This window comes from Nocardioides sp. B129/18, from assembly GCF_055282735.1.
Genome location: NZ_JBUZJI010000013.1, coordinates 20,335 through 45,240, shown reverse-complemented (window position 1 = coordinate 45,240; position 24,906 = coordinate 20,335). Strand labels below are relative to the sequence as shown.

Annotated in this window: 25 protein-coding genes; 20 read left to right on the top strand and 5 right to left on the bottom strand. The window is 73.6% G+C overall.

Features of this window, described 5'->3' with window-relative positions:
- The first annotated feature begins 21 nt into the window (after nucleotides 1-21).
- The 3 genes from ACZDWJ_RS11180 (at nucleotide 22) to pruA (ending at nucleotide 3,677) form a co-directional block, all read left to right on the top strand.
- Nucleotides 22-1,461: a WS/DGAT/MGAT family O-acyltransferase gene (locus tag ACZDWJ_RS11180; RefSeq protein ID WP_463521035.1), complete on the top strand. Its 1,440-nt coding sequence runs from the start codon at nucleotides 22-24 to the stop codon at nucleotides 1,459-1,461.
- Entirely contained in the window at nucleotides 1,458-1,796 is a 339-nt protein-coding gene (locus ACZDWJ_RS11175) for a DUF6912 family protein (protein WP_463521034.1), read from the top strand. Before ACZDWJ_RS11180 ends, ACZDWJ_RS11175 begins: the two co-directional genes overlap by 4 nt.
- A gap of 252 nt (nucleotides 1,797-2,048) precedes the next feature.
- Complete coding sequence (gene pruA / locus ACZDWJ_RS11170) at nucleotides 2,049-3,677, top strand: L-glutamate gamma-semialdehyde dehydrogenase (protein WP_463521033.1); 1,629 nt, start codon at nucleotides 2,049-2,051, stop codon at nucleotides 3,675-3,677.
- A gap of 85 nt (nucleotides 3,678-3,762) precedes the next feature.
- On the opposite strand, the gene ACZDWJ_RS11165 is transcribed toward pruA, so the two are convergent.
- Nucleotides 3,763-4,245 carry a DUF2505 domain-containing protein gene (locus ACZDWJ_RS11165; protein WP_463521032.1) on the bottom strand — a complete coding sequence of 161 codons (483 nt, stop codon included), beginning with the start codon at nucleotides 4,243-4,245 and terminating at the stop codon, nucleotides 3,763-3,765.
- Entirely contained in the window at nucleotides 4,242-4,724 is a 483-nt protein-coding gene (locus ACZDWJ_RS11160) for a DUF2505 domain-containing protein (RefSeq protein ID WP_463521031.1), read from the bottom strand. Before ACZDWJ_RS11160 ends, ACZDWJ_RS11165 begins: the two co-directional genes overlap by 4 nt.
- Nucleotides 4,725-4,765: 41 nt before the next feature.
- On the opposite strand from ACZDWJ_RS11160, the gene ACZDWJ_RS11155 reads away from it, so the two are divergent.
- From ACZDWJ_RS11155 to ACZDWJ_RS11115, 9 genes are all read left to right on the top strand, one after another.
- On the top strand, nucleotides 4,766-5,605 hold the full coding sequence (locus ACZDWJ_RS11155; protein WP_463521030.1) for a tryptophan 2,3-dioxygenase: 840 nt from the start codon (nucleotides 4,766-4,768) through the stop codon (nucleotides 5,603-5,605).
- A gap of 69 nt (nucleotides 5,606-5,674) precedes the next feature.
- Nucleotides 5,675-6,064, top strand: coding sequence for a tautomerase family protein (locus ACZDWJ_RS11150; RefSeq protein ID WP_463521029.1), 390 nt, complete (start codon nucleotides 5,675-5,677; stop codon nucleotides 6,062-6,064).
- A 64-nt stretch (nucleotides 6,065-6,128) separates the two neighbouring features.
- Complete coding sequence (locus ACZDWJ_RS11145; protein ID WP_463521028.1) at nucleotides 6,129-7,202, top strand: ABC transporter permease; 1,074 nt, start codon at nucleotides 6,129-6,131, stop codon at nucleotides 7,200-7,202.
- A 75-nt stretch (nucleotides 7,203-7,277) separates the two neighbouring features.
- On the top strand, nucleotides 7,278-7,829 hold the full coding sequence (locus ACZDWJ_RS11140) for a PadR family transcriptional regulator (protein ID WP_463521027.1): 552 nt from the start codon (nucleotides 7,278-7,280) through the stop codon (nucleotides 7,827-7,829).
- On the top strand, nucleotides 7,826-8,521 hold the full coding sequence (locus ACZDWJ_RS11135) for an ABC transporter ATP-binding protein (RefSeq protein WP_463521026.1): 696 nt from the start codon (nucleotides 7,826-7,828) through the stop codon (nucleotides 8,519-8,521). Before ACZDWJ_RS11140 ends, ACZDWJ_RS11135 begins: the two co-directional genes overlap by 4 nt.
- The gene (locus tag ACZDWJ_RS11130; RefSeq protein ID WP_463521025.1) at nucleotides 8,521-9,894 is read left to right on the top strand and encodes a hypothetical protein; all 1,374 of its coding nucleotides are present in this window, start codon (nucleotides 8,521-8,523) and stop codon (nucleotides 9,892-9,894) included. Before ACZDWJ_RS11135 ends, ACZDWJ_RS11130 begins: the two co-directional genes overlap by 1 nt.
- Nucleotides 9,895-9,935: 41 nt before the next feature.
- On the top strand, nucleotides 9,936-10,556 hold the full coding sequence (locus ACZDWJ_RS11125; protein WP_463521024.1) for a superoxide dismutase: 621 nt from the start codon (nucleotides 9,936-9,938) through the stop codon (nucleotides 10,554-10,556).
- The gene (locus ACZDWJ_RS11120; protein ID WP_463521023.1) at nucleotides 10,553-10,825 is read left to right on the top strand and encodes a hypothetical protein; all 273 of its coding nucleotides are present in this window, start codon (nucleotides 10,553-10,555) and stop codon (nucleotides 10,823-10,825) included. The genes ACZDWJ_RS11125 and ACZDWJ_RS11120 overlap by 4 nt, the downstream gene beginning before the upstream one ends.
- A 40-nt stretch (nucleotides 10,826-10,865) precedes the next feature.
- Nucleotides 10,866-12,401: a cellulase family glycosylhydrolase gene (locus tag ACZDWJ_RS11115; protein WP_463521022.1), complete on the top strand. Its 1,536-nt coding sequence runs from the start codon at nucleotides 10,866-10,868 to the stop codon at nucleotides 12,399-12,401.
- Here ACZDWJ_RS11115 and ACZDWJ_RS11110 read toward each other — a convergent pair.
- Nucleotides 12,376-13,068 (bottom strand): DUF6629 family protein, encoded by a 693-nt coding sequence (locus ACZDWJ_RS11110; RefSeq protein WP_463521021.1) that lies wholly within the window; start codon nucleotides 13,066-13,068, stop codon nucleotides 12,376-12,378. The genes ACZDWJ_RS11115 and ACZDWJ_RS11110 overlap by 26 nt on opposite strands.
- Before the next feature lie 155 nt (nucleotides 13,069-13,223).
- Between ACZDWJ_RS11110 and ACZDWJ_RS11105 the strand changes: the two genes are divergently transcribed.
- Entirely contained in the window at nucleotides 13,224-14,267 is a 1,044-nt protein-coding gene (locus ACZDWJ_RS11105) for an NAD(P)H-dependent amine dehydrogenase family protein (protein ID WP_463521020.1), read from the top strand.
- 10 nt (nucleotides 14,268-14,277) lie between these two features.
- Here the strand turns inward: ACZDWJ_RS11105 and ACZDWJ_RS11100 are convergent, their stop codons facing one another.
- Complete coding sequence (locus ACZDWJ_RS11100; RefSeq protein ID WP_463521019.1) at nucleotides 14,278-14,769, bottom strand: nitroreductase family deazaflavin-dependent oxidoreductase; 492 nt, start codon at nucleotides 14,767-14,769, stop codon at nucleotides 14,278-14,280.
- 249 nt (nucleotides 14,770-15,018) lie between these two features.
- Here ACZDWJ_RS11100 and ACZDWJ_RS11095 point away from each other — a divergent pair, with 249 nt between their 5' ends.
- Nucleotides 15,019-15,675, top strand: coding sequence for an SDR family NAD(P)-dependent oxidoreductase (locus ACZDWJ_RS11095; RefSeq protein ID WP_463521018.1), 657 nt, complete (start codon nucleotides 15,019-15,021; stop codon nucleotides 15,673-15,675).
- 25 nt (nucleotides 15,676-15,700) lie between these two features.
- A complete protein-coding gene (locus ACZDWJ_RS11090; RefSeq protein ID WP_463521017.1) occupies nucleotides 15,701-16,609 on the top strand; it encodes an ATP-binding protein in 909 nt (302 codons plus the stop codon).
- 22 nt (nucleotides 16,610-16,631) lie between these two features.
- Here the strand turns inward: ACZDWJ_RS11090 and ACZDWJ_RS11085 are convergent, their stop codons facing one another.
- Entirely contained in the window at nucleotides 16,632-18,086 is a 1,455-nt protein-coding gene (locus ACZDWJ_RS11085; protein WP_463521016.1) for a protein adenylyltransferase SelO, read from the bottom strand.
- Between the two features lie 119 nt (nucleotides 18,087-18,205).
- Between ACZDWJ_RS11085 and ACZDWJ_RS11080 the strand changes: the two genes are divergently transcribed.
- The 5 genes from ACZDWJ_RS11080 to ACZDWJ_RS11060 all read left to right on the top strand — a co-directional run bounded on the left by ACZDWJ_RS11080 (nucleotide 18,206) and on the right by ACZDWJ_RS11060 (nucleotide 24,846).
- On the top strand, nucleotides 18,206-18,988 hold the full coding sequence (locus tag ACZDWJ_RS11080) for a TSUP family transporter (protein WP_463521015.1): 783 nt from the start codon (nucleotides 18,206-18,208) through the stop codon (nucleotides 18,986-18,988).
- A gap of 74 nt (nucleotides 18,989-19,062) precedes the next feature.
- Nucleotides 19,063-21,783 (top strand): penicillin acylase family protein, encoded by a 2,721-nt coding sequence (locus tag ACZDWJ_RS11075; protein WP_463521014.1) that lies wholly within the window; start codon nucleotides 19,063-19,065, stop codon nucleotides 21,781-21,783.
- Between the two features lie 253 nt (nucleotides 21,784-22,036).
- Complete coding sequence (locus tag ACZDWJ_RS11070) at nucleotides 22,037-22,255, top strand: helix-turn-helix domain-containing protein (RefSeq protein WP_463521013.1); 219 nt, start codon at nucleotides 22,037-22,039, stop codon at nucleotides 22,253-22,255.
- 247 nt (nucleotides 22,256-22,502) lie between these two features.
- Entirely contained in the window at nucleotides 22,503-22,988 is a 486-nt protein-coding gene (locus ACZDWJ_RS11065; protein ID WP_463521012.1) for an acyl-CoA dehydrogenase family protein, read from the top strand.
- Between the two features lie 880 nt (nucleotides 22,989-23,868).
- Nucleotides 23,869-24,846, top strand: a complete 978-nt coding sequence (locus ACZDWJ_RS11060; RefSeq protein WP_463521011.1) for an ABC transporter ATP-binding protein — start codon at nucleotides 23,869-23,871, stop codon at nucleotides 24,844-24,846.
- Nucleotides 24,847-24,906 lie beyond the last annotated feature (60 nt).

Here is a 24,906-nt window from a genome sequence, read left to right as displayed (position 1 = left end):
CGCCTGGACGGAGGTCGCTCGATGGGTGAACGGCTGCGACCGCGCGACGCCGCGCTGCTGGCCGAGGAGTCCCTCGCGACCCCCAAGCACAACGCCACGGTCGAGATCTTCGACCCCGCCGACTCCGGCTTCGACCATGAGCGGCTGCTGGAGCTGATCGCCGACCGCATCGCCTTCGCGCCGCGCTACCGGCAGCGCCTGATGACGGTGCCGGGCCGTCTCGCGAACCCCGTGTGGGTCGACGACCCCGACTTCGACCTGCGCTTCCACGTGCGTCGCTCGGCGCTGCCGCGCCCGGGCACCCCCGACCAGCTGCGCGAGCTGGTGTCGCGGATCGTGTCGCGTCCGCTCGACCGCACCAAGCCGCTGTGGGAGATGTACCTCGTCGAGGGGCTGGCCGACGGCCGCCTCGCCCTGCTCTCGAAGTCCCACCAGGTGCTCGTCGACGGCGTCGAGACCGTCGACCTGGGCCAGGTGCTCCTCGACGCCTCCCCGACGCCGAAGGTGCTCGGCGCCGACGAGTGGCGGCCGTCCCGCACGCCGTCGCCCGGAGGCCTCGTCGCCGGTGCCGTGCGGGAGTCCCTCACCTCCGCCGACGTGCTGGCCGACACCATGCGCACCACCTCCGGCAGCGTGCTGCGCACCGCGGAGCACTGGCGCCACTCGGCCCGCCGCACGGCGGCCGCGCTCACCGGACGCCGACCGCAGCGTCCGCGCGGCATGCTCGCCGCGCACTCCCAGCAGCGCCGGGTCGTCTCGGTCGTCTCCGACCTCGCGGCCTACCGTCGCATCCGCGAGGTGCACGGCGGCACCGTCAACGACGTCATCCTCGCCACGATCGCCGGCGGCCTGCGCGGCTGGCTGCTCACCCACGACGAGTCGCTCGCGGGCTTCCGCCAGGTGCGCGCGCTCGTGCCGGTCTCGGTGATCGACCGCGAGCTCGAGGCCACCTCGCTCGGCAGCCAGATCGCCGCCCACTTCGTCGACCTGCCGATCGCCGAGCCGAGCCCGGTCGTGCGCCTGCACCAGGTGTCGTACTCCTTCCAGGCCCACAAGGAGACCGGACGCGGCGTCGCCGCCAACCGGCTCGCCGGCATCGCCGGCTTCGCGCCCACCACCTTCCACGCGATCGGCTCGCGGGTGGCCGCCGAGCAGGCGCGTCGCAGCTTCCAGCTGATGGTCACCAACGTCCCCGGCCCGCAGTCGCCGCTCTATGCCGCGGGCGCCCGCATGGAGCTCACCTATCCCGTGCCGCCGCTGCTGCCCGGGCACGCGCTCGCGATCGGCGTCACCAGCTACGACGGGCAGGTGGCCTACGGCATCACCGCCGACGGCGCGCGCGTCCCCGACGCCGACGTCCTCGGCCAGTGCCTCACCGAGGCCCTCGACGAGCTCCTCGACACCGTCACGGGCACCCGTCCGCGGGTGCCTCGTGGCCGCAAGCGGAAGGCCACCTCGTGATCCGCGTCTACGTCCCCTCGACCTTCGCCGAGCTCGCCGAGCTGCACGCCGCCGGCTCGGTGCCGACGACCGACGGCGTACGCGCCGGCGACACCTCCGAGGAGGCCGAGTACGACGCCCTCCTCGACGCCGCGGTCGCCTCCGCAGAGCGCGCGTCGGCCACCGCCGACCCCCGCCGCGTGGTGCTCGCCGTCGACGTCGCCACCCCCGGCGTCAGCGCCCCGTGGCGCGACGTCGCCAGCGTGCACGTCGACCTCGAGCCGGGCGCCGAGCCGGACGACGATCTCGCCTGGCACGCCACGCAGGAGGTCCCCTTCCTGCTCGGCGACGCCTGACCGCTCCGCGCGCACCTCGAGCCCGGGACCGGGGCTCGGTCAGGGGCTGGGATGCTCGCTGGGGTTCGGGCGGCGTCGGGGTGCGGGGGTCTCGACAGGCTCGACCACCGAAGTGGCGCACCGACGCAGGGCGGGAGGCCGGGCTCGCCTGGCTGCGCCTCTCGAGCGCGACGGACGAGGCGAGCCGCCGACGGCGAGGACCCCCGAGCCGCGACGCGGAGCACGGCGACCCCGTATGACACGATCGCGCGCATGGACGGACTCACCCACCCACCGACTCCGCTCAACGAGCCGAACCTCACCTACGGTCCGGGCTCGCCCGAGCGTGCCGCGCTGCTGACGGAGATCGATCGTCTCGAGAGCAGCCCGCGCGACCTCCCCGCCTACATCGGCGGCGAGTGGCGCACCGGGGGAGGCGCGGCGCTCGACGTCGTGCAGCCCCATGACCACGCGCACGTGCTCGGCACGACGCACCACAGCACCCGCGCGGACGCGCAGGCCGCGGTCGACGCCGCCACCGGCGCGGCGGCCGACTGGCGTCGCATGCCGCTGGACGAGCGCTGCGCGATCCTGCTGCGCGCCGCCGACCTGCTGGCCGGTCCGTGGCGTCAGCGGCTCAACGCCGCCACCGTGCTCGGCCAGTCGAAGACCGCCTTCCAGGCCGAGATCGACTCCGCCTGCGAGCTCATCGACTTCTGGCGCTTCAACGTGCACTACGCCAAGCAGATCGTCGCCGAGCAGCCGATCGCCAACAGCCCCGGCGTGTGGAACCGCACCGACCACCGTCCGCTCGAGGGCTTCGTCTACGCGATCACGCCGTTCAACTTCACCGCGATCGCGGGCAACCTCCCCACCGCGCCCGCGCTCATGGGCAACACCGTCGTGTGGAAGCCCTCGCCGACCCAGCAGCTGGCCGCGTCGCTCACCATGGAGCTGCTCGTCGAGGCCGGCATGCCGCCGGGCGTCATCAACATGCTCCCCGGTGACGGCCTGGAGGTCTCCGAGGTCGCCCTGACCCACCGCGACCTCGCCGGCATCCACTTCACCGGCTCCACCCCGACCTTCCAGCACCTGTGGCGCACGGTCGGCGAGAACATCGCCGGCTACCGCTCCTACCCGCGTCTGGTCGGCGAGACCGGCGGCAAGGACTTCGTCGTCGCCCACCCCTCGGCCGACCCCGAGGTGCTCATCACCGCGCTCATCCGCGGCGCCTTCGAGTACCAGGGCCAGAAGTGCTCGGCGGCCTCGCGCGCCTACGTGCCGCGCTCGCTGTGGGAGCAGATCCGCGACGACCTCGTGCAGCGCACCGAGGAGCTCAGCGTCGGCGACCCCACCGACCTCTCCCACTTCATGGGCGCGGTCATCGACGAGCGGGCCTTCCGCAAGCACGTCGCCGCGATCGAGCGGGCGCAGGCCACCCCGCACCTCGACGTCGTCGCCGGCGGCGGCACCGACGACTCCGTGGGCTGGTTCGTGCGGCCGACGATCGTCACCTCCACCGACCCGACCGACGAGATGTTCACGACCGAGTACTTCGGCCCGATCCTCGCCGTGCACGTCTACGAGGACGCCGACTTCGAGCAGGTCGTGCACGGGATGGAGTCGATCTCCTCCTACGCGCTCACCGGCGCCGTCATCGCCCGCGACCGGGCGGCCATCGCCTGGACCCGCGCGACGCTGCGCTTCGCGGCCGGCAACTTCTACATCAACGACAAGCCCACGGGCGCCGTCGTCGGGCAGCAGCCCTTCGGCGGCGGGCGCGCGTCGGGCACCAACGACAAGGCCGGCGCGGCCAGCAACCTGCTGCGCTGGACCTCGCCGCGCTCGATCAAGGAGACCTTCGTGGCTCCGACCGACCACCGGCACCCGCACCAGGGCTGAGCCCCGGCACGCACGACGGCCCGGACCCCGCGCGGGATCCGGGCCGTCGTCGCGTCAGCGGTGAGGCTGGCGGATCGGGCAAGCCTCAGGCGGCCAGGTAGCGCTGGCCGACCTTGTACTCCGCGCGCAGCGCCTTGAGGAGGAGATCGCCGATGAGGCCCTCGATCTTCGAGCCGACCAGCGGGATCCGCACGCGGATCTCGAGGTCGACGGTCTCGGTGGTGACGCCACCGGCCTCGGTGAGGGTGATGGTGCCCTCCATCTCGCCGGGCTTGCCGGGGATGGTGACGCTGAGGGCGGCGCGGTCCAGCGTGCCCCAGGTCTCCTTCTGCACGATGTTGACCTCGTCGCCCACGAACTTGGTGGCGAACGCGGGGATGCCCTGCGCGCGCTGCACCTGGTCGAGGGTGACGCTCATGCCGGCGCCGCTGCCGGAGACGGTGACGTCGTGCCGCACGACGCGCTGGTACTCGCAGACCTGCTCGCGGAACGCGGGGTCGGCGAGCATCGCGGCGACGTCGGCCAGCGGCGCGTCGTAGGTCAGCTCGTGTCGGATGCGCTTGCTCATCGCTCGCCCTTCAGCCATGCCGTGCCCACGGAGTGCTCGGCGTCCATGCCGGCGACGATCCTGTCGGCCAGCAGCTTCTCCAGCTTGCCGCCGATCAGCGGCACCTTGACGGTGATGTCCAGCTCCACGGTCTCGAGGGTGCCCGCCCCGTCCGCCGCGAGGCGGATGGTGCCGCTCACGGTGGCGGGCTTGCCGGGCGCCTCGATGTCGAGCGTGCCGCCGGTGGTGGACTCCCAGTGCTCGCGCTGGATCGCGCGGGTGGTCTCCCCGGCGATCTTGGTGGCGAAGGAGGGGAGTCCGGTGGTGCGCTGCACCTGGTCGACGACGAGGTCGAAGCCGGACGCCGACGGCGTCGCGGTGACCTCGGCGGAGACGACGTCCTGGGCCGCGCAGGCGGCCCGGCGGAAGTCGGGGTCGGCCAGCATGGCGTACACCTGGGCGGGCTCGGCGTCGTAGACGAGCTCGTGTCGGAACCTCACGGGCGCCATCATGCCGGAGGCGCGGGCGTAGGTTGCGCAGCATGTCCGCCGATCAGTCGTCCCTCCCGCCCGCGCCGTCGGTCTCCGAGGCCGAGGAGTCCTTCGTCTCCTTCGGCGAGCAGGGCGCTCAGCTCACCTACGGCTCCTACCTGCGGCTGCCGCAGCTGCTGGACTCCCAGCACCTGGAGTCCGACCCGCCGGCCCACGACGAGCTGCTGTTCATCACCATCCACCAGGTCTACGAGCTGTGGTTCAAGCAGCTGCTCCACGAGCTGGAGGCGGCGCGGGCGGCGATGCTCGAGGGTCGGCTGTGGTGGGCCCAGCACCTGCTCGGCCGCGTCCACGTCATCGAGCGGGTGCTGGTGCAGCAGGTCGACGTGCTCGAGACGATGACGCCCCAGGACTTCCTGCAGTTCCGGCAGCGGCTGGCGCCGGCGAGCGGCTTCCAGTCGGTGCAGTTCCGCGAGCTGGAGTTCCTCTCCGGCGCGCAGGACGCCGCGTACCTGCAGCGCTTCCGCGGGCTCACCGAGGCCGAGGAGGCGCGGCTGCGCGCGCGGCTCGACGAGCCGACCCTCTGGGACGCCTTCCGGCACGCCGTCGGCGCCTCCGGCCTGGCCGTGGACGACGACGCCTCGCTCGCCGCGTCGCTGCGCGAGGCGGCGCACGACCGCGGCAGCCACGCGGCGGTCTGGGCGCTGGCCGAGGCGCTGCTGCAGCACGACGAGCTGTGCGCGAGCTGGCGGATGCGGCACGTGGTGATGGTCGAGCGGATGATCGGCGCGAAGTCCGGCACCGGCGGCTCCAGCGGTGCCGCCTACCTGCGCTCGCGGGTGCCGCTGCAGTTCTACCCGGTGCTGTGGGAGCTGCGCTCGGCGCTGTGAGGCTCGCCCCGTGCCCGCCCCGGCCTGCGGGTGAGGGGACGACGGCGAACGCGGCCTAGCGTCGAGACCATGCCGCTGATCGCCGTCGACGTCGTCCGTGGTCGCTCGCCCGAGGAGGTGCGCACCCTCCTCGACGCCGTGCACGAGGCGATGGTGGGCGCCTTCGAGGTGCCCGAGACCGACCGCTACCAGGTGCTCACCCAGCACGAGCCCGGCGAGCTGGTGCTCCTCGACACCGGCCTGGGCCTGGAGCGCACCGACCGCGTCGTGATGATCCGGGTGACCAGCCGCGAGCGCACCGAGGAGGCCAAGACCGACTTCTACGCCCGGCTCGCGCGCCTGCTCGAGGAGCGCTGCGGGGTCGCCCCAAGCGACCTGATGGTGAGCATCGTCGAGAACGGCGCCGCCGACTGGTCCTTCGGGCTCGGCGTCGCGCAGTTCCTCACCGGCGGCCTGTAGGCCGGCCGAGCACCGCACGGGTGGGCGGTCGCGACGCGACCTCCGCCTGCGCCAGACTGCCCCGGTGAGCACCGAGCAGTCCCCCCAGCCCCACAGCCACCGGGGCGACCCGGCCGACGAGCAGCCGGATCGTCGCCTCATCGCCGGCGCGCTGCTGGCCGTCGTCGTGCTGCAGCTGCTCTTCGCGCTGTCCTACATCGGCGCCTTCCACGACCCCGAGCCGCACCAGGTGCCGCTGGCGGTGGCGGGCCCGTCGCAGGCCGCGGCGAGCCAGGTCGCGCAGAGCCTGGAGAAGGAGGGCGGGGACGCCGTCGCCGCCACGGTCGTGGCCGACGACGCCGCCGCGCGGGCGCGGGTGCGCGACCGGGAGTCGGCCGGGGCGCTCGTGGTGGGTGCGCAGAAGAAGGACCGTCTCTACGTCGCCTCGGCGGCCGGCGTCGGGCAGGCGCAGGCGATCGAGCAGGAGGTCCGCACCGCCGAGACCCGCGAGGGACGCACCCTCGAGGTGGTCGACCTCGCCCGGCTGCCGCAGGCCGACAGCCGCGGCGTGACGCCGTTCTACCTCGTGCTGGTGATGGCCTTCGGCGGGTACCTCGGCGTCACCGTGCTCAGCCTGCTGGCCAGCCCGCAGGCCTCCCGCGGGCGTCGCGCCGTGCAGCGGCTCGGCGCGATGGCCGCCTACGCGGCGGTCAGCGGCGTCCTGCTGACGCTGCTCGCGCGCTCGGTCTTCGGGCTCGTCGAGGGGCACCTCGTGGCCGTCATGCTCGCCACGACGCTCGTCGGGTACGCCGTCGCGTCGGTGGCCGTGACCCTCCAGGCGCTGCTCGGCACCGCCGGCACCGGCGTCGTGATCCTGCTCTTCGTCGTGCTCGGCAACCCGGCGGCCGGGGGAGCGGTGCCCTACGACTTCCTGCCCGGGCCGCTGGCCGCGGTCGGGCCGTGGCTGGTCAACGGGGCCGGGGTCGACCTCGTGCGCAACCTCCTCTACTTCGAGGGCCACGCGATCGCGCGTCCGCTGCTGGTGCTGGCGGCGTGGGCCGTGGCCGGCAGCGTCGGCGCGGTGCTGGTGAGCGCGCGGCGCTACCGCGCGGGCGGCGGGCGCTCGGACCTCGCGCCCGCGGTGGCCGCCGGGCTCTGAGGCGCTTCGGGACCCGTCGGATTCTCTCCGGCTCAGGTATTCACTCGATGTATACACCTGGTGTATACATCCCCTATGAGCCTCGCCACCGTCCTCCTCGGCGTCCTCGCCGACGGACCCGCGCACGGCTACGACCTCAAGCGACTCCACGACGAGCGATTCCCCGCGAGCAAGGCGCTGCCCTTCGGCCAGGTGTACTCCACTCTGGCCCGGCTGCAGCGTGACGAGCTCGTGGAGGCCGTCGAGGTGAAGCAGGAGTCGGGCCCCGAGCGCACGGTCTACGCCCTCACCGACGCCGGCCGCGCGCATCTCGACGACTGGCTCGGCCAGGTCGAGGAGCCCGCGTCCGCCGCCGCCGACGAGCTGGTGCGCAAGGTCATCACGGCCCTGCATCGTCGCGTCGACGCCACCGACTTCCTCCAGCGTCAGCGCGCGGCCCACATGAGCGTGCTGCGGCGGCTCACCGCGCAGCGCGCGGCCGCCGCCGACCTCGGCGAGCGGATCGCGCTCGACCACGCCATCGCCCACCTCGACGCCGAGCTGCGCTGGCTCGAGGAGACCCGCGTCCGCGCCGCCCAGCCCGCCCAGCCCGCCGCGAGCGGACCCTCGGAAGGAACCCCCGCATGACCTCCCTCCCCGGCACCACCCCGCTGGTCACCGCCCGTGGCCTGGTGAAGACCTTCGGCTCCACCCCGGCGCTGCGCGAGGTCTCCCTCGACGTCGACCCCGGCGAGATCGTCGCCGTCTCCGGCCCCTCGGGCAGCGGCAAGTCGACGCTGCTGCACTGCCTGGCCGGCCTCGTCGTCCCCGACGCGGGCTCGGTGAGCCTCGGCGGCGAGCGCCTCGACCACCTCTCCCTCGACGCCCGCACCACGCTGCGGCGTCGACGCATCGGGCTGGTGCTGCAGTTCGGCCAGCTCGTCCCCGAGCTCACCGCGCTGGAGAACGTCGCGCTGCCGCTGCTGCTGGAGAACCGCACCCGCGCCGAGGCGTGGTCCGGGGCCCGCGAGTGGCTGCGGCGCCTCAAGGTCGACGACGTCGCCGACGCGCGGCCCGCGCAGATGTCCGGCGGCCAGGCGCAGCGCGTGGCCATCGCCCGCGCCCTGGTCGCCTCGCCCGATCTGATCCTCGCCGACGAGCCCACCGGCGCCCTCGACACCGTCTCCGGCGACCTCGCCCTGGAGATCCTGGTGGGCGCCGCCCGCGTCACCGGCGCGGCGCTGGTGATCATCACCCACGACCACCGCGTCGCCGCCCTCGCCGAGCGCGAGGTCGTCATCCGCGACGGCCGCGTCGAGTCCGACGGGCGGGGCGCCTGATGCGCGGGATGGTCACGGTGCGGCTGGCGCTCACCGGCACCGGACGCCTGCGCGTGGCGCTGCTGGTGCTGGTCACCGCAGCCGTCGGCGCCCTCGGTCTCGTGGGCTGCGCCTACGTCATGCTCGGCCTCTCCGACACCTCGCTCAACGGCGGCGTCCCGATCGACGGCAGCGTCGGCGACGGGCTCATCGACCCCGTCGCCGACCCCGGCCTGCGCCCCGGCGCCCTGTTCGGCCTGGTCCTGACGCTGGTGCCGATCGTCCTCGTGCTCGACCAGGCCGTGCGCCTGGGCACCTCGCACCGCCGCACCCGCTACGCCGCGCTCGCGGTGGCCGGAGCCGGCCCGCGTGAGCTGCGCCGATGGGGTGCGATCGAGGTGGGCGTGCCGGTGGCGATCGGCGCGGTCGCGGCCTGGCCGGCCTACCTGTTGCTGTACGTCGTGCTCGGCGTCGCGCTCCGCGGCTCGGGCTCGGCGCTCGTGCCGACGTCGGTCGGGCCGGGTCTCCTGGGTCTGGTGGTCAGCGTGGCGCTGGTGGTCTACGGCGTCCTCGCGGGCGCCCGCGCCGGCGCCCGGCTCGGCGAGCCGCTCCCCGTCGCTCGGGGGGTGCGGCCCGCGCCGCGGCCGTGGGGCGTGGTGCCGTTGGTCGGGGGCGTGGTGCTCGTCGCCGTGTTCTGCCGTCGGTCCTACGGCAATGACGCCGACCTGCTGCTCGCGTTCGCCGCAGCCGCGCTGCTGGTCCTCGGTCTGGCCGGCCTGGTGCCGTGGACGGCGCGGCGCGTCGCCCTGCGGGTCGGGCAGACCACCTCCGACGCCGCCACGCTGCTCGCCGCGCAGCGGCTGGCCGCCGACCCGCGGCCGGCCGGGCGGGCGGCGGCCGCCGTGGGCGGCGTCGTGCTGGTGATGGTCACCACCACGCAGTTCGTCGCCGACGTCCTCGCGCCCAGCTCCGGCGTCGACGACGCCGGCTACTACGTGCAGCCCTCCGTCCTGGTCGCGGCCCTGGCGGTGCTCGGCGCGGTGCTGGTCGCGCTGGCGCTCGCGCTGCACGGCGTCGAGACACTGCTCGAGCGGCGGCGGGAGTGGGCGGCGCTGGTGGCCGTCGGCGTGCCGGCCGCGGTGGTGCTGCGCTCGCTGCGCCGCGAGGCCCTGCTGGCGACCCTGCCGGTGGCCGTGCTGACGGCGGTGCTTGGCTCGGCCGGCGTCGTGGTGCTCTTCGCGAGCCTGGGCGAGTCGGGCCTCCCGCAGCCGTGGGCGTTCGTCGGCGGCGCGGTGGCCGTGGGCGTCGTGACGCTGGCGGTGCTGGCCTCCTCGCGGGCGCTGCGACGTCCGGTGGTGGCCGGGCTGGGTCTGGAGCAGCTGCGCACCACCTGATCGTTGTTGCAAACACTTTGCAACAACGAGAGAGTGGCGGCATGACCGTCTACTCGCTCCCTGAGCTGCCCTACGACTACTCCGCGCTCGAGCCCTACATCGCCGGCGAGATCATGGAGCTGCACCACGGCAAGCATCACCAGACCTACGTCAAGGGCATCAACACCGCCGTCGACCAGCTCGCCGAGGCTCGCGACGCGCGCTCCTTCGGCTCGCTCTCGACGCTGGAGAAGAACCTCGCCTTCCACCTGGGCGGGCACGTCAACCACTCGGTGTTCTGGCCGAACATGAGCCCCGACGGCGGAGACAAGCCCACCGGCGAGCTCGCCCAGGTGATCGAGGAGTTCTTCGGCGGGTTCGACGCCTTCCGCGCCCACTTCGAGGCCAACGCCCTCGGCGTGCAGGGCTCGGGATGGTCGGTGCTGACCTGGGACGTCGTGGCCCAGCGGCCCTACGTCATCCAGCACTTCGACCACCAGGGCAACGTGCCGATCTGCATGGTGCCGCTGCTCATGCTCGACATGTGGGAGCACGCCTACTACCTGCAGTACCGCAACGACAAGGCCACCTTCGTCCAGCAGTGGTGGAACGTCGTCAACTGGGCCGACGTGCAGGCGCGCTTCGAGCGGGCGCGCACCCAGACGCCGGGCCTGGTGCTGTGAGCACCCGAGCGCAGCTGACCCCGGTCGTGGACGCCGCGCAGCGGGTCGCCGGCATCGTGGCCGCCCGCGGACGGGGCGACGCCGAGGGCGCCCGCGCCCTGATGGCCTCCTTCGAGGACGCGCAGGAGCTGGCCGGCGGCGCGCTGCTCGTCGCCGAGCTCAGCCTCGGCCTGCTGCGCCGAGAGACCGGGGAGTCCCTCGACGACTGCGTCCACGAGCTCTGCGTGCGGCTCGAGGAGGCGCTGGGCCGACCCTTGCCGGAGCAGTAGAACGCGTTCTACTGTGCGGGATCCCCCCGAGGAGGGCCCCGTGCTCCCGTCCCGTCGCTCCCTGCTGCGTCCCCTGCTGCGTCCCCTGCTGCGTCCGCTGCTGGGCACCGCCCTGCTGCTGGTCGGCGCGCTCCTGCTCCCCGCGGCCCCGGCGATCGCCGCCGGATCCTCCGGGGGCGAGCCGACCCCGCAGCTGCACCGCAGCGGCCGCCACCTCGTCGATCCCTACGGCCGCGTCGTCCTGGTGCACGGGGTGAACCTGGTCTGGAAGCGCGACCCCTACGTCCCGCCGGACACCGCGGCCGGCTTCACGGCCGCCGACGCCGACCTGCTGCGGCGCTACGGGTTCAACGGCGCGCGCATCGGCACCCTGTGGGCCGGGATCACGCCGGAGCGCAGCGGCGTCGCCGACCCGACCTACCTGCGGCGCTGGCAGCGGGTCATGGACCTCCTCGCCGACCGCGGGATGTGGATGCAGCTGGACTTCCACCAGGACCAGTGGCACGAGATCTACGGCGGCGAGGGCGTCCCGGACTTCGTCGCGGCGCGGCGTCCCCTGCCCTTCGCCCTGCTCCCGCCGCTGACCGCGCCCTTCCCGGCCGGCTACTACCTGCCCGAGCTCTCGCAGGTCTTCGACGACCTCTTCGCCGGCCGTGGCCCGGCCCGGGCGAGCTGGGTGGCGGCCTGGCGCATCGCCGCCCGGCACTGGCGCGACCAGCCGTACTCGATGGGCTACGACCTGCTCAACGAGCCGTGGGCCGGCAAGGAGGGCCTGACCTGCCTGCTCACCTCCTGTCCGGAGACCTACCGGCGCGAGCTGCAGCCGACCTACGAGCTCGCGCTGCGCGCCATCCGGTCCGTCGACCCCACGGGCATGGTCTGGTTCGAGCCGCAGCACTTCGCGGGCGGCCAGCAGCTCGACACCTTCTTCACCCCCGTCTCGGGCGAGCGCAACCTCGGCTACGCCTGGCACTCCTACTGCCCGCAGGTCTTCCTGCAGTCGCAGGGGATCCCGTTCGCCGACACCGCGCAGTGCCGCTCCTTCAGCGCCGAGCGGCAGGCCCACGCCATCGAGCAGGCCCACGACATGCAGGGCGCGGCGCTGATGAACGAGTTCGGCGCCACCGACGACGTCCAGGCCGTCCGCATCGACACCGAGGAGGCCGCGCGAGCCTTCATGGGCTGGACCTACTGGGCCTACAAGGGCTGGGACGACCCCACCACCGCCGACGGATCGCAGGGGCTCTTCGCCGACGACGCCGATCTCTCCACGCTCAAGACCGACAAGCTCAAGGCCCTCGTCCAGACCTACCCTCAGGCCACGGCCGGCACGCCGCTGGCGCTCTCCTTCGACGGCGTCACCGGCGACTTCTCCTACCGCTACCGGCCGCGCACGCTGCGCGACGGACACGGCCGGGTGCTGCCGACGGTCGTCTTCGTCAGCCCGCTGCACTATCGGGGGACGCCGCGGGTCACCGTGCGGGGAGGCCGACTGCTCGGCTCGGCCGCCGACCGGCGACTGCGGATCGCGGCCACCGGCACGGAGCCGGTCACCGTGACGGTGCGCTCGCGCTGACCCGCTGCTCCTCGCGTCCCAGGCCCGCGGAGCGGCCGGCGGCGACCCGGCGCAGGTGCACCGCGACCAGCACGCTCGTCACGGCCGCCCACACGCACCACAGCGAGATCAGGCCGTCCTGCATGAGCCAGGCCAACGCCGCGACGACGGCGAGGTTGAGCGCGCCGAAGGCGATGAGCGGGCGGGAGCGGGCGGCGAGCCCCGGCCCGCAGGTGGCGATCACGTAGACCAGCAGGAACAGAGCCTCGGCGGGCGGGTCGATGGAGTAGGCGATGTGGTGGCCCTCGATGCGGCGCCCGAGGGGTCCGTCGAGCAGCGCCTGCAGGCCGACCGCGCCCGCGATCGCCCCGCAGCCGACGAAGAGCAGGTCGGCTCTCGTCGAGCGGCCCAGGCGCAGGGCCGCGAACGCCGCCGGCACTGCGATCGGCACGATGCACACCGCGATCAGCACGTAGACCCAGGCGGCGACGGCGCCCGCGGCGCGGCAGGAGTCGTGGCCCTGGAGATCCCACCAGACGAGGGTCTCCATGAGCTGATGGGCGCCGAAGAGCACCGGCAGTGCGGCGAGCGGCAGCTGGCGCCGCCGCGTCACGTGACGCAGAGCGTCGACGCCGACGAGGGTCACGGCGGTGCCCGCGACGAGGTCCATCTCGGGGGAGAAGCACATGGGGAGGCCTTTCGTGGGGAGGCCTGAGGAGAGCGGAGGCGAGACGCGACCGACGCTAGGTCGACGTCCGCGCGGGTCACGACGTCGGAAGGGTGGGAGGGGCGTCCTCGACCGCCCCTTGACCGCAGAACTGGAACCCGTTCTACTTCCGGGGCATGGCCTCCTCCCGCCCGCTGCGCGTGGTCCAGTGGACCACCGGCAACATCGGCTCCCGCTCGCTCCACGCGATCCTGGCGCGCCCCGACCTCGAGCTCGTCGGCGTCTACGCGCACGGTGCGGAGAAGGTCGGGCGTGACGCCGCCGAGCTCTGCGGCTGGCCCCAGCCCACGGGCGTCCTGGCCACCGACAGCCTCGAGGAGCTCCTCGCGCTGCGCCCCGACGCCTGCGCCTACAACCCGCTGTGGAGCAGCATCGACGAGCTCGAGGCGCTGCTGGCCGCCGGCGTGAACGTGGTGACGACGGCCGCCTGGATCACGGGGGGCCGGCACACGCCGGAGGACCGCGCCCGCATCGACGCCGCCTGCGCCCGGGGCGGCTCGACGATCTTCGGCTCCGGCGCTCATCCCGGCATCACGAACCTGGTCGCGATGGTGCTCTCCGGCGGCTGCGAGCGCGTCGACGAGCTGCGCATCACCGAGTCCGTCGACTGCTCCACCTACGAGTCGGCCGGCACCATGAGCGAGATGGGCTTCGGACGCGACCCGAGCACGCCCGGCCTCGACGAGCACGTGCGTCGGGAGTCGGAGGTGTTCGCGGAGTCCGCGGCGATGATGGCCGACGCGATGGGGCTGACGCTCGACCGCCTCACCTTCGACGTCACCTTCACCGCCGCTCACGACGACGCCGACCTCGGGTTCATGCGCATCCCGCGGGGCACCGTCGGCAGCGTCTTCGGCTACCACCGCGGCTGGGTCGGGGAGCGCAACGTCGTCTCGGTCGGCTTCAACTGGACGATGGGCGTGGTGACCCCGCCCAAGCCGGTCGCGCACGGCCACGTCATCCAGGTGTTCGGCCGTCCGAACTTCCGCACCGTGCTGCACTGCCTGCCGCCCCATGACTGGGACGAGGAGGGCTTCATGGGGCCGGGGATGATCTACACCGCGATGCCGGCCACCAACGCGATCCCAGCCGTGGTCGCGGCGCCGCCGGGCGTCGTCACCCTCGCCGACCTGCCGGTGGTGACGGGCACGAGCTGGTGACGTCGGCCGCTCAGGCGGCGCGCGGCTCCAGGATCCACACCGGGATCTCGCGCTCGGTCCAGGCGGCGTAGGTCGCGAAGTCGGCGTAGAGGTCGACCAGGCGCGGCCACAGCTCCGCGCGCTCCGCGGCGTCGGCCATCCGTGCCGTCACCGGCACGCCGCGCCGTCCGCGCAGGTGGACGCGGGTCTGCGGGCTCGCAGCGAGGTTGAAGTGCCACTGCGGGTGCTTCGGCAGTCCGCCCTGGGAGGCGACGACGATCCAGCGCTCGCCGTCGCGCAGGTAGAGCAGCGGCGTCGTGAACAGCGTGCCGCTGCGGCGGCCTCGGTGCTCGAGCAGCAGCGTCGGGACGGGCTTGCGGAACCCGGCGCCGATGCGCCAGCTGCTGCCGATGCGGCCGTTGGTGCGGCGGAAGGCCCACACCTGCGCGCGGGCCGCGTGCTTGATCAGCCGGGCGGTCCACGGAGAGTCGAGACCCGGGGGGCGGTCCTGGGGGAGGGGCATGCCCGGAGGCTAGGGCAGAGGCCGGCGTCGGGCGTCCGGATCGGCGAGACCGACCGGACGCCCGACGTCACGCCTGACCACACGCCGGGCTCGCTCGACGGGCGCGTGGATGCCGGTCCAGCCGTAGCGGCAGCGGCGGACTGGTCCCGGAGGCCTCCGGCCTGCTCGGCCAGATCCTGCCTCAGGGCTGAGCGGGCCCCCACCCCGATGGCCTCGGGGGCGGGCGTCCGCGCTGCCTACGGTGGCGCCATGCCCGTCCTCGTGATCCTCGGCGCCGGACCAGGTCTCGGCGCCGCCACCGCTCGTCGCTTCGCCCGTGAGGGCCTCGCCGTCGCGCTGGTCGCGCGCGACGCCGAGCGGCTGGGAGCGCTGCGCGACGCGCTGGTCGCCGAGGGAGTGCGCGCCAGCGCCCACCCCGCCGACCTCACCGACCCCGGCGCCGTGCAGGCGGCGCTCGACGCCGTGGCCGCCGAGCACGGCGCGATCGACGTCGTCCAGTACAGCCCGATCCCGAGCCGTCGCCTGCTCAAGCCGGTGCTCGACACCGACCTCGACGACCTCGAGGCGGCCCTCGACCTCTCGGTGCGCGGGCCGGTGACGGCGATCCGGCACGTGCTGCCGGGCATGCTCGAGCGCGGGTCGGGCAGCGTCCTGCTGGTCAACGGCGGCAGCGCCGCGACGCCCAACGGTCGCGTCGCGGGCACGTCGGTGGCCTTCGCCGGGGAGTCCGCCTACGGCGCGATGCTCCACGAGGCCGTCGCCGAGCGGGGCGTGCGGGTGCGCCAGCTGATCGTGCCCGGCGAGATCGGGGGAGGCGACCCGCTCTTCGAGCCCGAGGCGCTCGCCGAGCGGCTGTGGCTCCTGCACGCCGAGCCCGGAGTCTTCCGCGCGACCGTCGGCGGCTGAGTCCGGCTGCTCCTAGGATGACGCCGTGTCGTCCGCGGGGGAGCAGGAGAGCTCGGGCATCGTCCTCGACGCCTTCGCCCTCGAGGCCATGGCGCCGCTCGCGTCGCTGCCGGGCGTCGTCCGGGTCGGCCTGGCCGTGAGCGAGGGCGGTGGACGGCGGCTGCTGTTCACCTCCGACGATCGGCGGGCCGACGACGACGCCTCCCTGGAGTGGTGCGCCATCGACGCCACTGCGCAGGTGCCGCTGACGCTCGCCGCCCGCGACTCCCGCGCCACGATCGGCTCCCTCGACGACCTCGAGGCCGCGTTCCCCGACTTCGTCTCCGGCCAGCGCGAGGCCGGCGTCGCGGGCGTCGCCGCCGTGCCGCTGCTCGCCGACGGCGTGGCCCTCGGCGGGTTCGTCGTCTACGTCGAGGACTCCTCGGCGCTCGACGGCCTGCGGACCACCGGAGGCCTCGAGGAGCTCGGACGCGTCATCGGCGGCCGTCTGGCCCGGCTGCGCGAGGAGCACCGCCGCCCGCGCGACCAGGCCGTGCCCGACGACGTCGAGGTCTTCGAGATGTCGGACTCCCCGGCCGACGTCGCTCGCGCGCGCCGCTTCCTGCGCGGGGTGCTGGACGCGCGCGGGGTCGGTGAGGAGCAGGTCGACGACGCGATCCTCTGCCTCGCCGAGCTGGCCACCAACGCGATCGTCCACACCCACGGCGGCTGCCGGGTCGAGGTGCGCTGCACCGCGGCCCTCCTCGGCGTCCGGGTCGTCGACCACGGCGGCCTCGGCACCGCACGACTCCCCGGCGCCAGCGACGTCTCCACGGTCGGCCGTGGCCTGCAGATCGTCGACGCCCTGGCCAGCCGCAGCGGCCGCGACGCCGCCCAGCATGTCAGCTGGTTCGAGATCGACCTGCCGGGGTCCCTGGACGAGCGCTCGGCCTGACGCAGGCTCAGGCGCCGCAGGCTCAGGTGCCGCAGTAGGTGGTGTAGGGCCGTGCGTCGGGGTCGGGCTCGGCATAGCGCTGGAGCTCGGGACGCTCGGTGAACGGGGAGCGGACGGCGTCGAGCAGCTGGTGCAGCGGCGCGAGGTCGCCCTCGGTCTCGGCGGCGGCCAGGGCCTCCTCGACGAGGTGGTTGCGCGGGATGTGGACGGGGTTGGTCGCGTCCATCGCGGCGGCGTCCGGCTCGAGGGCGCGCCAGTCGGCCAGCCAGGCGTCGAGCGCCGGCAGGTCGAGGACGAGGCCGCGCACCGGCTCGAGGTCGCCGCGGGCCGCCTCGCCCAGCCGGCGCCAGAAGCCGGTGTGGTCGACGCGGGCGTCGGCCATCAGCTGCAGCAGCGGGGCGATCAGCGGCGTCACGCGCTCGGCGTCGACGTGGGCCAGGCCCAGCTTGGCGCCGTAGCCGGCCTCGAGGGCGGCGTCGTGCGCGGTGCCGAAGACCCGCAGCTCCTCGGTGACCAGCTCGACGGCGCGGGCCTCGTCGGGGTCGACGAGCGGGAGCAGGGCCTCGGCGAGGCGGGCCAGGTTCCACAGCGCGATGCCCGGCTGGTTGCGATAGGCGTAGCGGCCGTCGCGGTCGATGGAGCTGAAGACGGTGGCGGGGTCGTAGGCGTCGAGGAAGGCGCAGGGGCCGTAGTCGATGGTCTCGCCCGAGAGCGTCATGTTGTCGGTGTTCATGACGCCGTGGACGAAGCCGAGCAGCATCCAGCGTGCGATCAGGTCGGCCTGCGCGGCGACGACGCCGCGGAACAGCGCCAGGGCGGGACGCTCGTCGTCCGCGGCCTCGGGGTGGTGCCGCGCGATGGCCTCGTCGACCACGCGCCGCAGGAGGTCGACGTCGTCGAGCGCGCGGGCGTGCTGCACGGTGCCGACCCGCAGGTGGCTCGCCGCCACCCGCGCCAGCACGGCTCCCGGCAGCGGCTGCTCGCGCTGGATCGCCCGCCCGGTGACGACGACGGCCAGCGCCCGGGTGGTCGGGACGCCGAGCGCGTGCATCGCCTCGCTGATCACCAGCTCGCGCAGCATCGGGCCGAGCGCGGCCAGCCCGTCGCCGCCCCGGGCGAACGGGGTGCGGCCGGATCCCTTGAGGTGCAGATCGCGCAGCCGGCCCTCGGCGTCGACGACCTCGCCGAGCAGCATCGCGCGACCGTCGCCGAGCCGGGCGAACCCGCCGAACTGGTGGCCGGCGTAGGCCTGGGCGACCGGTCGCGATGCGGGCGGGGGAGCGGTGCCGGTGAGCAGGCCCAGGCCCTCGGGCGAGCGCAGCCGCTCGGCGTCGAGCCCGAGATCGGCGGCGACGGCCTCGTTGAGCACCACCAGCTGCGGCTCCGGCGCGGGCGCGGCCTCGACAGGCACCGCGAGCTCGGGCAGACGGTCGGCGAAGCGGTGCTGCAGGTCGACGATCGCGGTCGCGGTGCTCATGCCTCGAGCCTACGCAGCCCCGGGGACGTCCTCCGCCGACCTCCGCCGTCCTCCGCCGTCCTCGGACGCTGCGGTGGACGCTGCGGTGGGCGGTGCGGTCGGCGTGGTGGAGTGAGCCCGTGCCGTGCGCCGATCTCCTGCTGGGACTGGTCGCCGGATTCGGCATCGCGGTCCTGACCACGCCGGTGGGCGTCTCCGGCGCGGTGTTCCTGCTGCCGGTGCAGCTGGCGGTGCTGCACGTCCCCAACCCCGCCGTCACCCCGACGAACCTGCTCTTCAACGTCGTCGCCGTCCCCGGGGGCCTCTGGCGCTACCGGCGGGAGCGCCTTTCGGGCGAGGTCGCGGACCTCACCCGGCTCCTGCTGCGCGGCACGCTGCCCGGGGTGGTGCTGGGATCGGTCGTCCGGGTCGAGCTGCTGCCCGGCCCGCGCCCCTTCCGCCTGGTCGTGGGGGCCGTGCTGCTCCTGATCGGGCTGTGGCTGGTGCGTCGCGTGCTCGCCCGGCCGGTGCCGCGGGCGCCGCTGGGCTCCCGGTCGACGGTCGCACTGGCCGGCGTCGTCGGCCTCGTGGGTGGCGTGTACGGCATCGGAGGCGGCTCGCTCCTCGCGCCGATCCTCGTCGGCACCGGCACCTCGGTGGCGGTGGTGGCGCCGGCCGCCCTGGCCTCGACCTTCCTCACCTCGCTGGCGGGCGCCGCCACGTACGCGGTGCTCGCCCTCCACGCCAGCGGCACGGTCGCGCCCGACTGGCCGGTCGGGCTGGCCTGCGGCCTCGGTGGCCTGCTGGGCGGGTACGTCGGCGCGCGACTCCAGCCGCAGGTCCCGACCCGGCTGCTGACGCTGCTGCTCGGCGTCGTGGCGGTCGCGCTGGGCGCCGCCTACCTCGCGCTCGCGTCCGGCTGAGTCGCCAGCCATCACCCCGGGCCGGATCGCTCGTTGTGGTGGACGTCACCCTCCCCTCGACGTCTAGGAGCATCGTGCGACGTCCCCTCCTGCCCGCCCTCGCGGCGGCCACCCTCCTCGCCGCCGTCCTGGCGCCCGACCTCGGCGGCGCGGTCGCCGCGGAAGGAGCTCCCGGTCGCGGCGTCGACGACCACGGCTCGATCCGCAACATCCTGCCGCCGGGCTCCAATGGCACCGTCACCGCCACCGACGTGCTCGCGCTCGGCGGCAGCACCACGGCGACCCCCGAGACGCCGGCCAACACCGCCGACCAGCTCGAGCTCTACGACCGCCTCACCACGCTGCAGCCCTCGAAGATCACCGGCGCCGACATCGACCGGCTCTTCAAGGACGCCTCCTTCACCCCCGAGACGGTTGTCTCGACGGCGACCCCGCGCGAGGGCGTGACGATCCAGCGCGACGCCTTCGGCGTCCCGTTCATCACCGGCACGACCTTCGAGAACGTCGAGTTCGGCGCGGGCTACGCCTCCACCCAGGACCGCATGTTCCTCATGGACGTGCTGCGGCACACCGGGCAGGCCCGCCTCACCGAGTTCGTCGGCGACAGCCCGAGCAACGTCGCGATGGACCGCGCGCAGCTGAAGGCGGCGCCCTACACGCCGCAGGAGGCCGAGGCCCAGGTGCAGAAGGCGGCCGATCGCGCCGGACCGGTCGGCGGACCCCGTCTGCTGGCCGCCGTCGACTCCTTCGTCGCCGGCATCAACGCCGCCCAGAGCGCGATGTGCCCCGTCGTCATCGCCCCCAGCTGCCCCGTCGAGTACGCCGCCCTCCAGAAGACCCCGGCGCCCTGGACCCGCGCGGACGTCGTCTACGTCGCCTCCCTCGTCGGCGGCATCTTCGGCAAGGGCGGTGGCCAGGAGGCCGACAACGCTGCCTGGTACCAGGCGCTCGTCAAGCGGTTCGGCGCGACCAAGGCGCGGCGCATGTACGCCGACCTGCGGGAGAAGGACGACCCGGAGGCGCCGGTCACCAGCACCCTCCGCACGCCCTACGACGGCGGCAACGGCCTGCACCCGGATCGTCCCGGCGTCGCGCTTCCTGACGTCGGCGGCCCGACGGGCTCGGGCTCCGGCGACCCGGTGGCCGGAAGCGCGGCCCTGCCGCTCCCGGCGGCGCCCGGCATCACCATGCCCGACGGCTCGTTCATCGGCCTGGACCTGCGCAGCCATGGCATGAGCAACGCCGTCCTGGTCGACGCCAAGCACAGCGCCACCGGCAAGCCGCTGGCGGTGATGGGCCCGCAGACCGGCTACTACGCCCCGCAGCTGCTCACCGAGGAGGTGCTCATGGGCCCCGGCATCCGGGCTCGCGGCGTCGCCTTCGCCGGCACCAACCTCTTCGTCCAGCTCGGCCGCGGCGTCGACTACGCCTGGTCGGCCACCAGCGCCGGCAGCGACAACGTCGACACCGTGGTGGAGCGGCTCTGCGATCCCGCCGGGGGTCCGGCGACCGTGGAGTCCACCGGCTACCGCGTCGGCGGCGCCTGCCGCGCGATGGACTCCTACGTGCACTCCGAGACCACGACGCCGAACCTCACCTCGCCCAGCCTGCCGACGACCTACGACTTCCAGGTGCTCCGCACGCCGCACGGCGTCGTCCAGAGGCGGACGACCGTGGGCGGCGTCCCGGTGGCCCTGGTCTCGCAGCGCTCGACGTACGGGCACGAGGTCGACTCGGTGATCGGCTTCTCCCAGTTCAACGACCCCGGCTACGTCCGTGACGCCGCGTCGTTCCAGAAGGCGGCGAGCCACATCGACTTCACCTTCAACTGGTTCTACGCCGACGACCGTGACATCTCCTACTACTCCTCCGGTCTGCTCCCGATCCGCTCCACGCACGTCGAGCCCGACCTCCCGCACTGGGCGGGATCGCGGTACGACTGGCAGGGCTGGCTCTCGGCCGGACGTCACGTCCACGAGACCAACCCCGCGCGCGGCTACTTCGTGTCGTGGAACAACAAGCCGGCGCCGGGCTTCGCGGCCTCCGACAGCAACTGGTCCTACGGCTCGGCCTACCGCAGCCTCGCCCTCGAGGTGCCGCTGCGGCGGGCGCTGCGCCAGGGCCGTCTCTCGATCGAGGACGTCGTGGGCGTCATGGCCACCGGCGCCGTCACCGACGCCCGCGCGCTCACCACGCTGCCGCGGCTGCTGCGCGTGATCGGGTCCGACCCCGCGCAGAAGGACGCCGTCCGGCTCCTGCGTGCCTGGCTGGCGGCCGGCGCTCCCCGCGTCGACCGCGATCGCGACGGCGCCTACGCCCACCAGCAGGCGATCGCCCTGTTCGACACCTGGTGGGAGGACGGCACGTCGTCGGTGGCGCGCGACGCCCTGCGGCCGCGCCTGGGCAGTCTCGTCTCGCGGCTCCCGCAGGCGCTCGACGACCATCCGCGCTCGGGCACCGGCTCGGCCTTCAACGGCATCGCCTGGTACGGCTACCTGGACAAGGACCTGCGCTCCCTGCTCGGCGACGCCGTGAAGGGCGGCTACAGCACCGGCTACTGCGGTCGCGGCTCGCTCCGGGCCTGCCGCACGGTCCTGCGCTCGTCCCTCGACGCGGCCGTCACGCGGCTCCTCGCCGCCCAGAAGGTCGGCTCGCTCGCGCAGGTCACCTACGACAAGTCCCAGGACGACATCCGGCACACCACCGCCGGCCTAGTCGGGGTCCGGCCGATCGACTGGCAGAACCGGCCGACCTTCCAGCAGGTCGTCGAGCTCACCTCGCACCGGCCCCGCTGAGGCGCCCGTCGTCCGCCCGCCGTCCGGCGGGCGGACGGCGGTGGCGCGTCGACGGCGTCGACCTTGAAGTCGTAGGGCGGGTGGGGCTCGAACCCACGACCCAAGGATCATGAGCACTCCCACGCTCAACCCTTGTGCTACCAGCGGATACAGGCGTGAGGTCGAGTCCTTCGCGGGTCGAGTCCCTTGCTGTTGACCGGGAGGCCGTTCGGGCCTCTCGGCGACGCGCAGGGCGAGAGTGGAGGAATCGTCCATGAACGATGTGTCAGAGCCTCAGGGGAGCCTCGAGCGGCTGCTGCTTCCCGGCGAGGTCGCCGAGCTCCTCGGGGTCCCGAAGAGCTGGGTCTATGAGGCGGCCAGGCGCAACAAGATCCCGTACGTGGCGGTGGGGCGCTACGTGAGGTTCCGTCGGGTGGAGCTGGAGCGGTGGATGGCCGAGGGTGGCACGCCGGCGGACCGAGAGCAGGTGTGAGCTCCGTCCGGCACCGCCAGAACGGACGTTCTGGCGGTGCCGGACGGGCGATACGTGTTCGGGGCGGGAGGCGGATCCTCTCCTCCTCGCGGAGAAGGGGCCCAGATGCACGCCAGGTAAGCCGCGTAGGCTGGCGAGCTGGCGATGTGCCGGCGCTCAGCGCAGTCAGGCTGAGATCACCGCCGACATCGTCCTCGGGGACGTCTTCGTCCCCGAGTCCTGCCTCCTGGGGGAGCCCGAGGCGGGCATGTCGGTCGCGGTCGGTGCGCTCGTGCGGGGACGGATCGGCATCGGCGCGGCCGGCGTCGGCGTGGCCCAGGCCGCGCTCGACCTCTCCGTGCACCGACTGCAGACGCGGGAGGTCTTCGGTCGGCCGCCGGGCGCGATGCAGCACTGGCAGTTCACGATGGCCCAGGGGGCCACGGAGATCGAGTGCGCGCGCAGCCTCTACCAGAAGGCGGCGATGCTCCTTGATCTCGGCGATGCGACCGCGGAGCCGGAGGCGGCGATGGCCAAGGCCTACGGCACCCGGCTGGCCAACGACTTCGTGCGCGAGGCGATCCAGATCCACGGTGCGCTCGGCTTCTCCCGCGAGGTCGGCGAGAGCGGTGAGTCGGTGCGGCTGGAGGAGATGTACCGCGACGCCAAGATCCTGGAGATCTTCGAGGGCGCCAACGAGCTGCAGCAGTGGATCGTGGCGCGGCGCCTGATCGGCCGCGACATCACCGGCTGACGTCGACCGATCACGACCGCCGGCGTCCCGCCGCCGGGGGACGTCCGTCTCCCGCCCGACAGGCGGCGAGGTGCACCGAGGCTCCCGTGCGCCGCAGTCCCGCCACCGCAGCCCCGTCGCCGCGGCGGACTGCTCGCCGACCGCCGCTGCCGCGGTCGTCGCCCAGGCCTGAGGACTCGCGACAGCGCGCTCCGGCGGCGAGACGGTCACCGCCGCGGGCCAGCCGAGCACCCCGACGTCGATGCGCGCGTCGTAGCCCGACGACCGCAGCGCGAGGACGAGCTGGAGGGCCGCGGCGAGCGAGGTCAGCCCGAAGAGGAGGCAGTGGCTGGGTCCGAGGAAGTCCCATGTGTCCTCAGCCCAAGGCGAGGCCGGACGTTCGTGCTCGGCGCACGAGAGACGGGAGGGCGCGGGCGAGTGGAATGGCGGTGGCGGCGCCACCTGCCCCCTCAGTCGTGGCGCCGCCTCCACCTCGCTGGTCCGCAGGGTGCTCATCGGATCCTCCACGGATCCGGGGAGAGCAGATGTCCGACGGCCACAGGTCTCCCTCTCGACGTGCCGATCCGGGGTCCGGGGCGGACGGTGATCGGACGGTGGGCTCCGAACCTAGGAGCGCGAGCGACTCCCGGCTTGTGCCTCGGCACCAAACAGCCGCCATGCGCTCAGGGGGCGGAGCCACGTGGCCGACGGGACCTCGGGGAACGCGCCGAGGGGCTGTGCGCCGAGGACAAGGAGTGCGGTCGCCTTTGGTGTCCGGACACGGTGTCGGCGGTCACATCGGCTTCTATCGTCAAGCCTCGCACCGGCCGGGTCCACCGGCTCCGAGACCGCGATCCCTCAGGGCGCCCTCGGTCGTGCCGACCTGCGAGGAGCGCTGCCGATGGGCGTCGAGATCAAGATCCAGGACCTGACGAAGTCCTTCGGCAAGCAGCTGATCTGGGGTGACGTCTCGTTGACGGTGCCGGCGGGTGAGATCTGCGTGATGCTGGGTCCGTCGGGCACGGGCAAGTCGGTGCTGTTGAAGACGCTGATCGGGCTGTTGAAGCCGGATCGTGGGTCGGTGGTGATCGAGGGCACCGACATCGCGTCGTGCAGCGAGAAGGAGCTCTACGAGATCCGGAAGCTGTTCGGCGTCCTCTTCCAGGACGGCGCGATGTTCGGGTCGATGAACCTCTACGACAACGTGGCGTTCCCGTTGCGCGAGCACACGAAGAAGTCGGAGTCCGAGGTCCGTCGCATCGTGATGGAGAAGATGGACCTCGTCGGTCTGCTGGGTGCGGAGGACAAGCTCCCTGGCGAGATCTCCGGCGGCATGCGCAAGCGCGCCGGCCTGGCCCGCGCCCTCGTGCTCGACCCCGAGATCGTGCTCTTCGACGAGCCCGACTCCGGCCTCGACCCGGTGCGCACCGCGTTCCTCAACCAGCTGATCGTGGACCTGAACGCCCAGATCGACGCGACGTTCCTGATCGTCACCCACGACATCAACACCGCGCGGACGGTGCCGGACAACATCGGGCTGCTCTACCACCGCCACCTGGCGATGTTCGGCCCCCGCGAGATGCTGCTGAGCTCGGAGGAGCCGGTGGTGCGTCAGTTCCTCAACGCCCAGCGCGTCGGTCCGATCGGGATGTCGGAGGAGAAGGACGCCGACGAGCTCGCCGCCGAGGCCGGCCAGGAGCTCCCGCCCCTGCCGCCCATCCCGTTGCAGCTGGAGCCGTCCAACGGCATCGCGCGTCGCTCGCAGCGTCCGCCGGGGGAGTGGTGCCGTGAGAACGGGGTCACCCCGCCCCCGGGCTCCTTCCAGGAGCTCACGCCGCTCGACGGCGCCGGTCGTCGTCGGGCGGATGCCCTGGCCTGACCCCCGTCGTCGATCACCACCGGGGCGATGCCCTGGTTGGTGTGCCGCACCCAACGACCC

Excerpts from the sequence above, each read along its gene's own strand:
- ACZDWJ_RS11180 (WP_463521035.1), top strand. The coding sequence starts at position 22 with ATGGGTGAACGGCTGCGACCGCGCGACGCCGCGCTGCTGGCCGAGGAG.
- pruA (WP_463521033.1), top strand. The coding sequence starts at position 2,049 with ATGGACGGACTCACCCACCCACCGACTCCGCTCAACGAGCCGAACCTC.
- ACZDWJ_RS11165 (WP_463521032.1), bottom strand. The coding sequence starts at position 4,245 with ATGAGCAAGCGCATCCGACACGAGCTGACCTACGACGCGCCGCTGGCC.
- ACZDWJ_RS11155 (WP_463521030.1), top strand. The coding sequence starts at position 4,766 with ATGTCCGCCGATCAGTCGTCCCTCCCGCCCGCGCCGTCGGTCTCCGAG.
- ACZDWJ_RS11150 (WP_463521029.1), top strand. The coding sequence starts at position 5,675 with ATGCCGCTGATCGCCGTCGACGTCGTCCGTGGTCGCTCGCCCGAGGAG.
- ACZDWJ_RS11140 (WP_463521027.1), top strand. The coding sequence starts at position 7,278 with ATGAGCCTCGCCACCGTCCTCCTCGGCGTCCTCGCCGACGGACCCGCG.
- ACZDWJ_RS11135 (WP_463521026.1), top strand. The coding sequence starts at position 7,826 with ATGACCTCCCTCCCCGGCACCACCCCGCTGGTCACCGCCCGTGGCCTG.
- ACZDWJ_RS11130 (WP_463521025.1), top strand. The coding sequence starts at position 8,521 with ATGCGCGGGATGGTCACGGTGCGGCTGGCGCTCACCGGCACCGGACGC.
- ACZDWJ_RS11125 (WP_463521024.1), top strand. The coding sequence starts at position 9,936 with ATGACCGTCTACTCGCTCCCTGAGCTGCCCTACGACTACTCCGCGCTC.
- ACZDWJ_RS11110 (WP_463521021.1), bottom strand. The coding sequence starts at position 13,068 with ATGTGCTTCTCCCCCGAGATGGACCTCGTCGCGGGCACCGCCGTGACC.
- ACZDWJ_RS11105 (WP_463521020.1), top strand. The coding sequence starts at position 13,224 with ATGGCCTCCTCCCGCCCGCTGCGCGTGGTCCAGTGGACCACCGGCAAC.
- ACZDWJ_RS11100 (WP_463521019.1), bottom strand. The coding sequence starts at position 14,769 with ATGCCCCTCCCCCAGGACCGCCCCCCGGGTCTCGACTCTCCGTGGACC.
- ACZDWJ_RS11095 (WP_463521018.1), top strand. The coding sequence starts at position 15,019 with ATGCCCGTCCTCGTGATCCTCGGCGCCGGACCAGGTCTCGGCGCCGCC.
- ACZDWJ_RS11085 (WP_463521016.1), bottom strand. The coding sequence starts at position 18,086 with ATGAGCACCGCGACCGCGATCGTCGACCTGCAGCACCGCTTCGCCGAC.
- ACZDWJ_RS11070 (WP_463521013.1), top strand. The coding sequence starts at position 22,037 with ATGAACGATGTGTCAGAGCCTCAGGGGAGCCTCGAGCGGCTGCTGCTT.
- ACZDWJ_RS11065 (WP_463521012.1), top strand. The coding sequence starts at position 22,503 with ATGTCGGTCGCGGTCGGTGCGCTCGTGCGGGGACGGATCGGCATCGGC.
- ACZDWJ_RS11060 (WP_463521011.1), top strand. The coding sequence starts at position 23,869 with ATGGGCGTCGAGATCAAGATCCAGGACCTGACGAAGTCCTTCGGCAAG.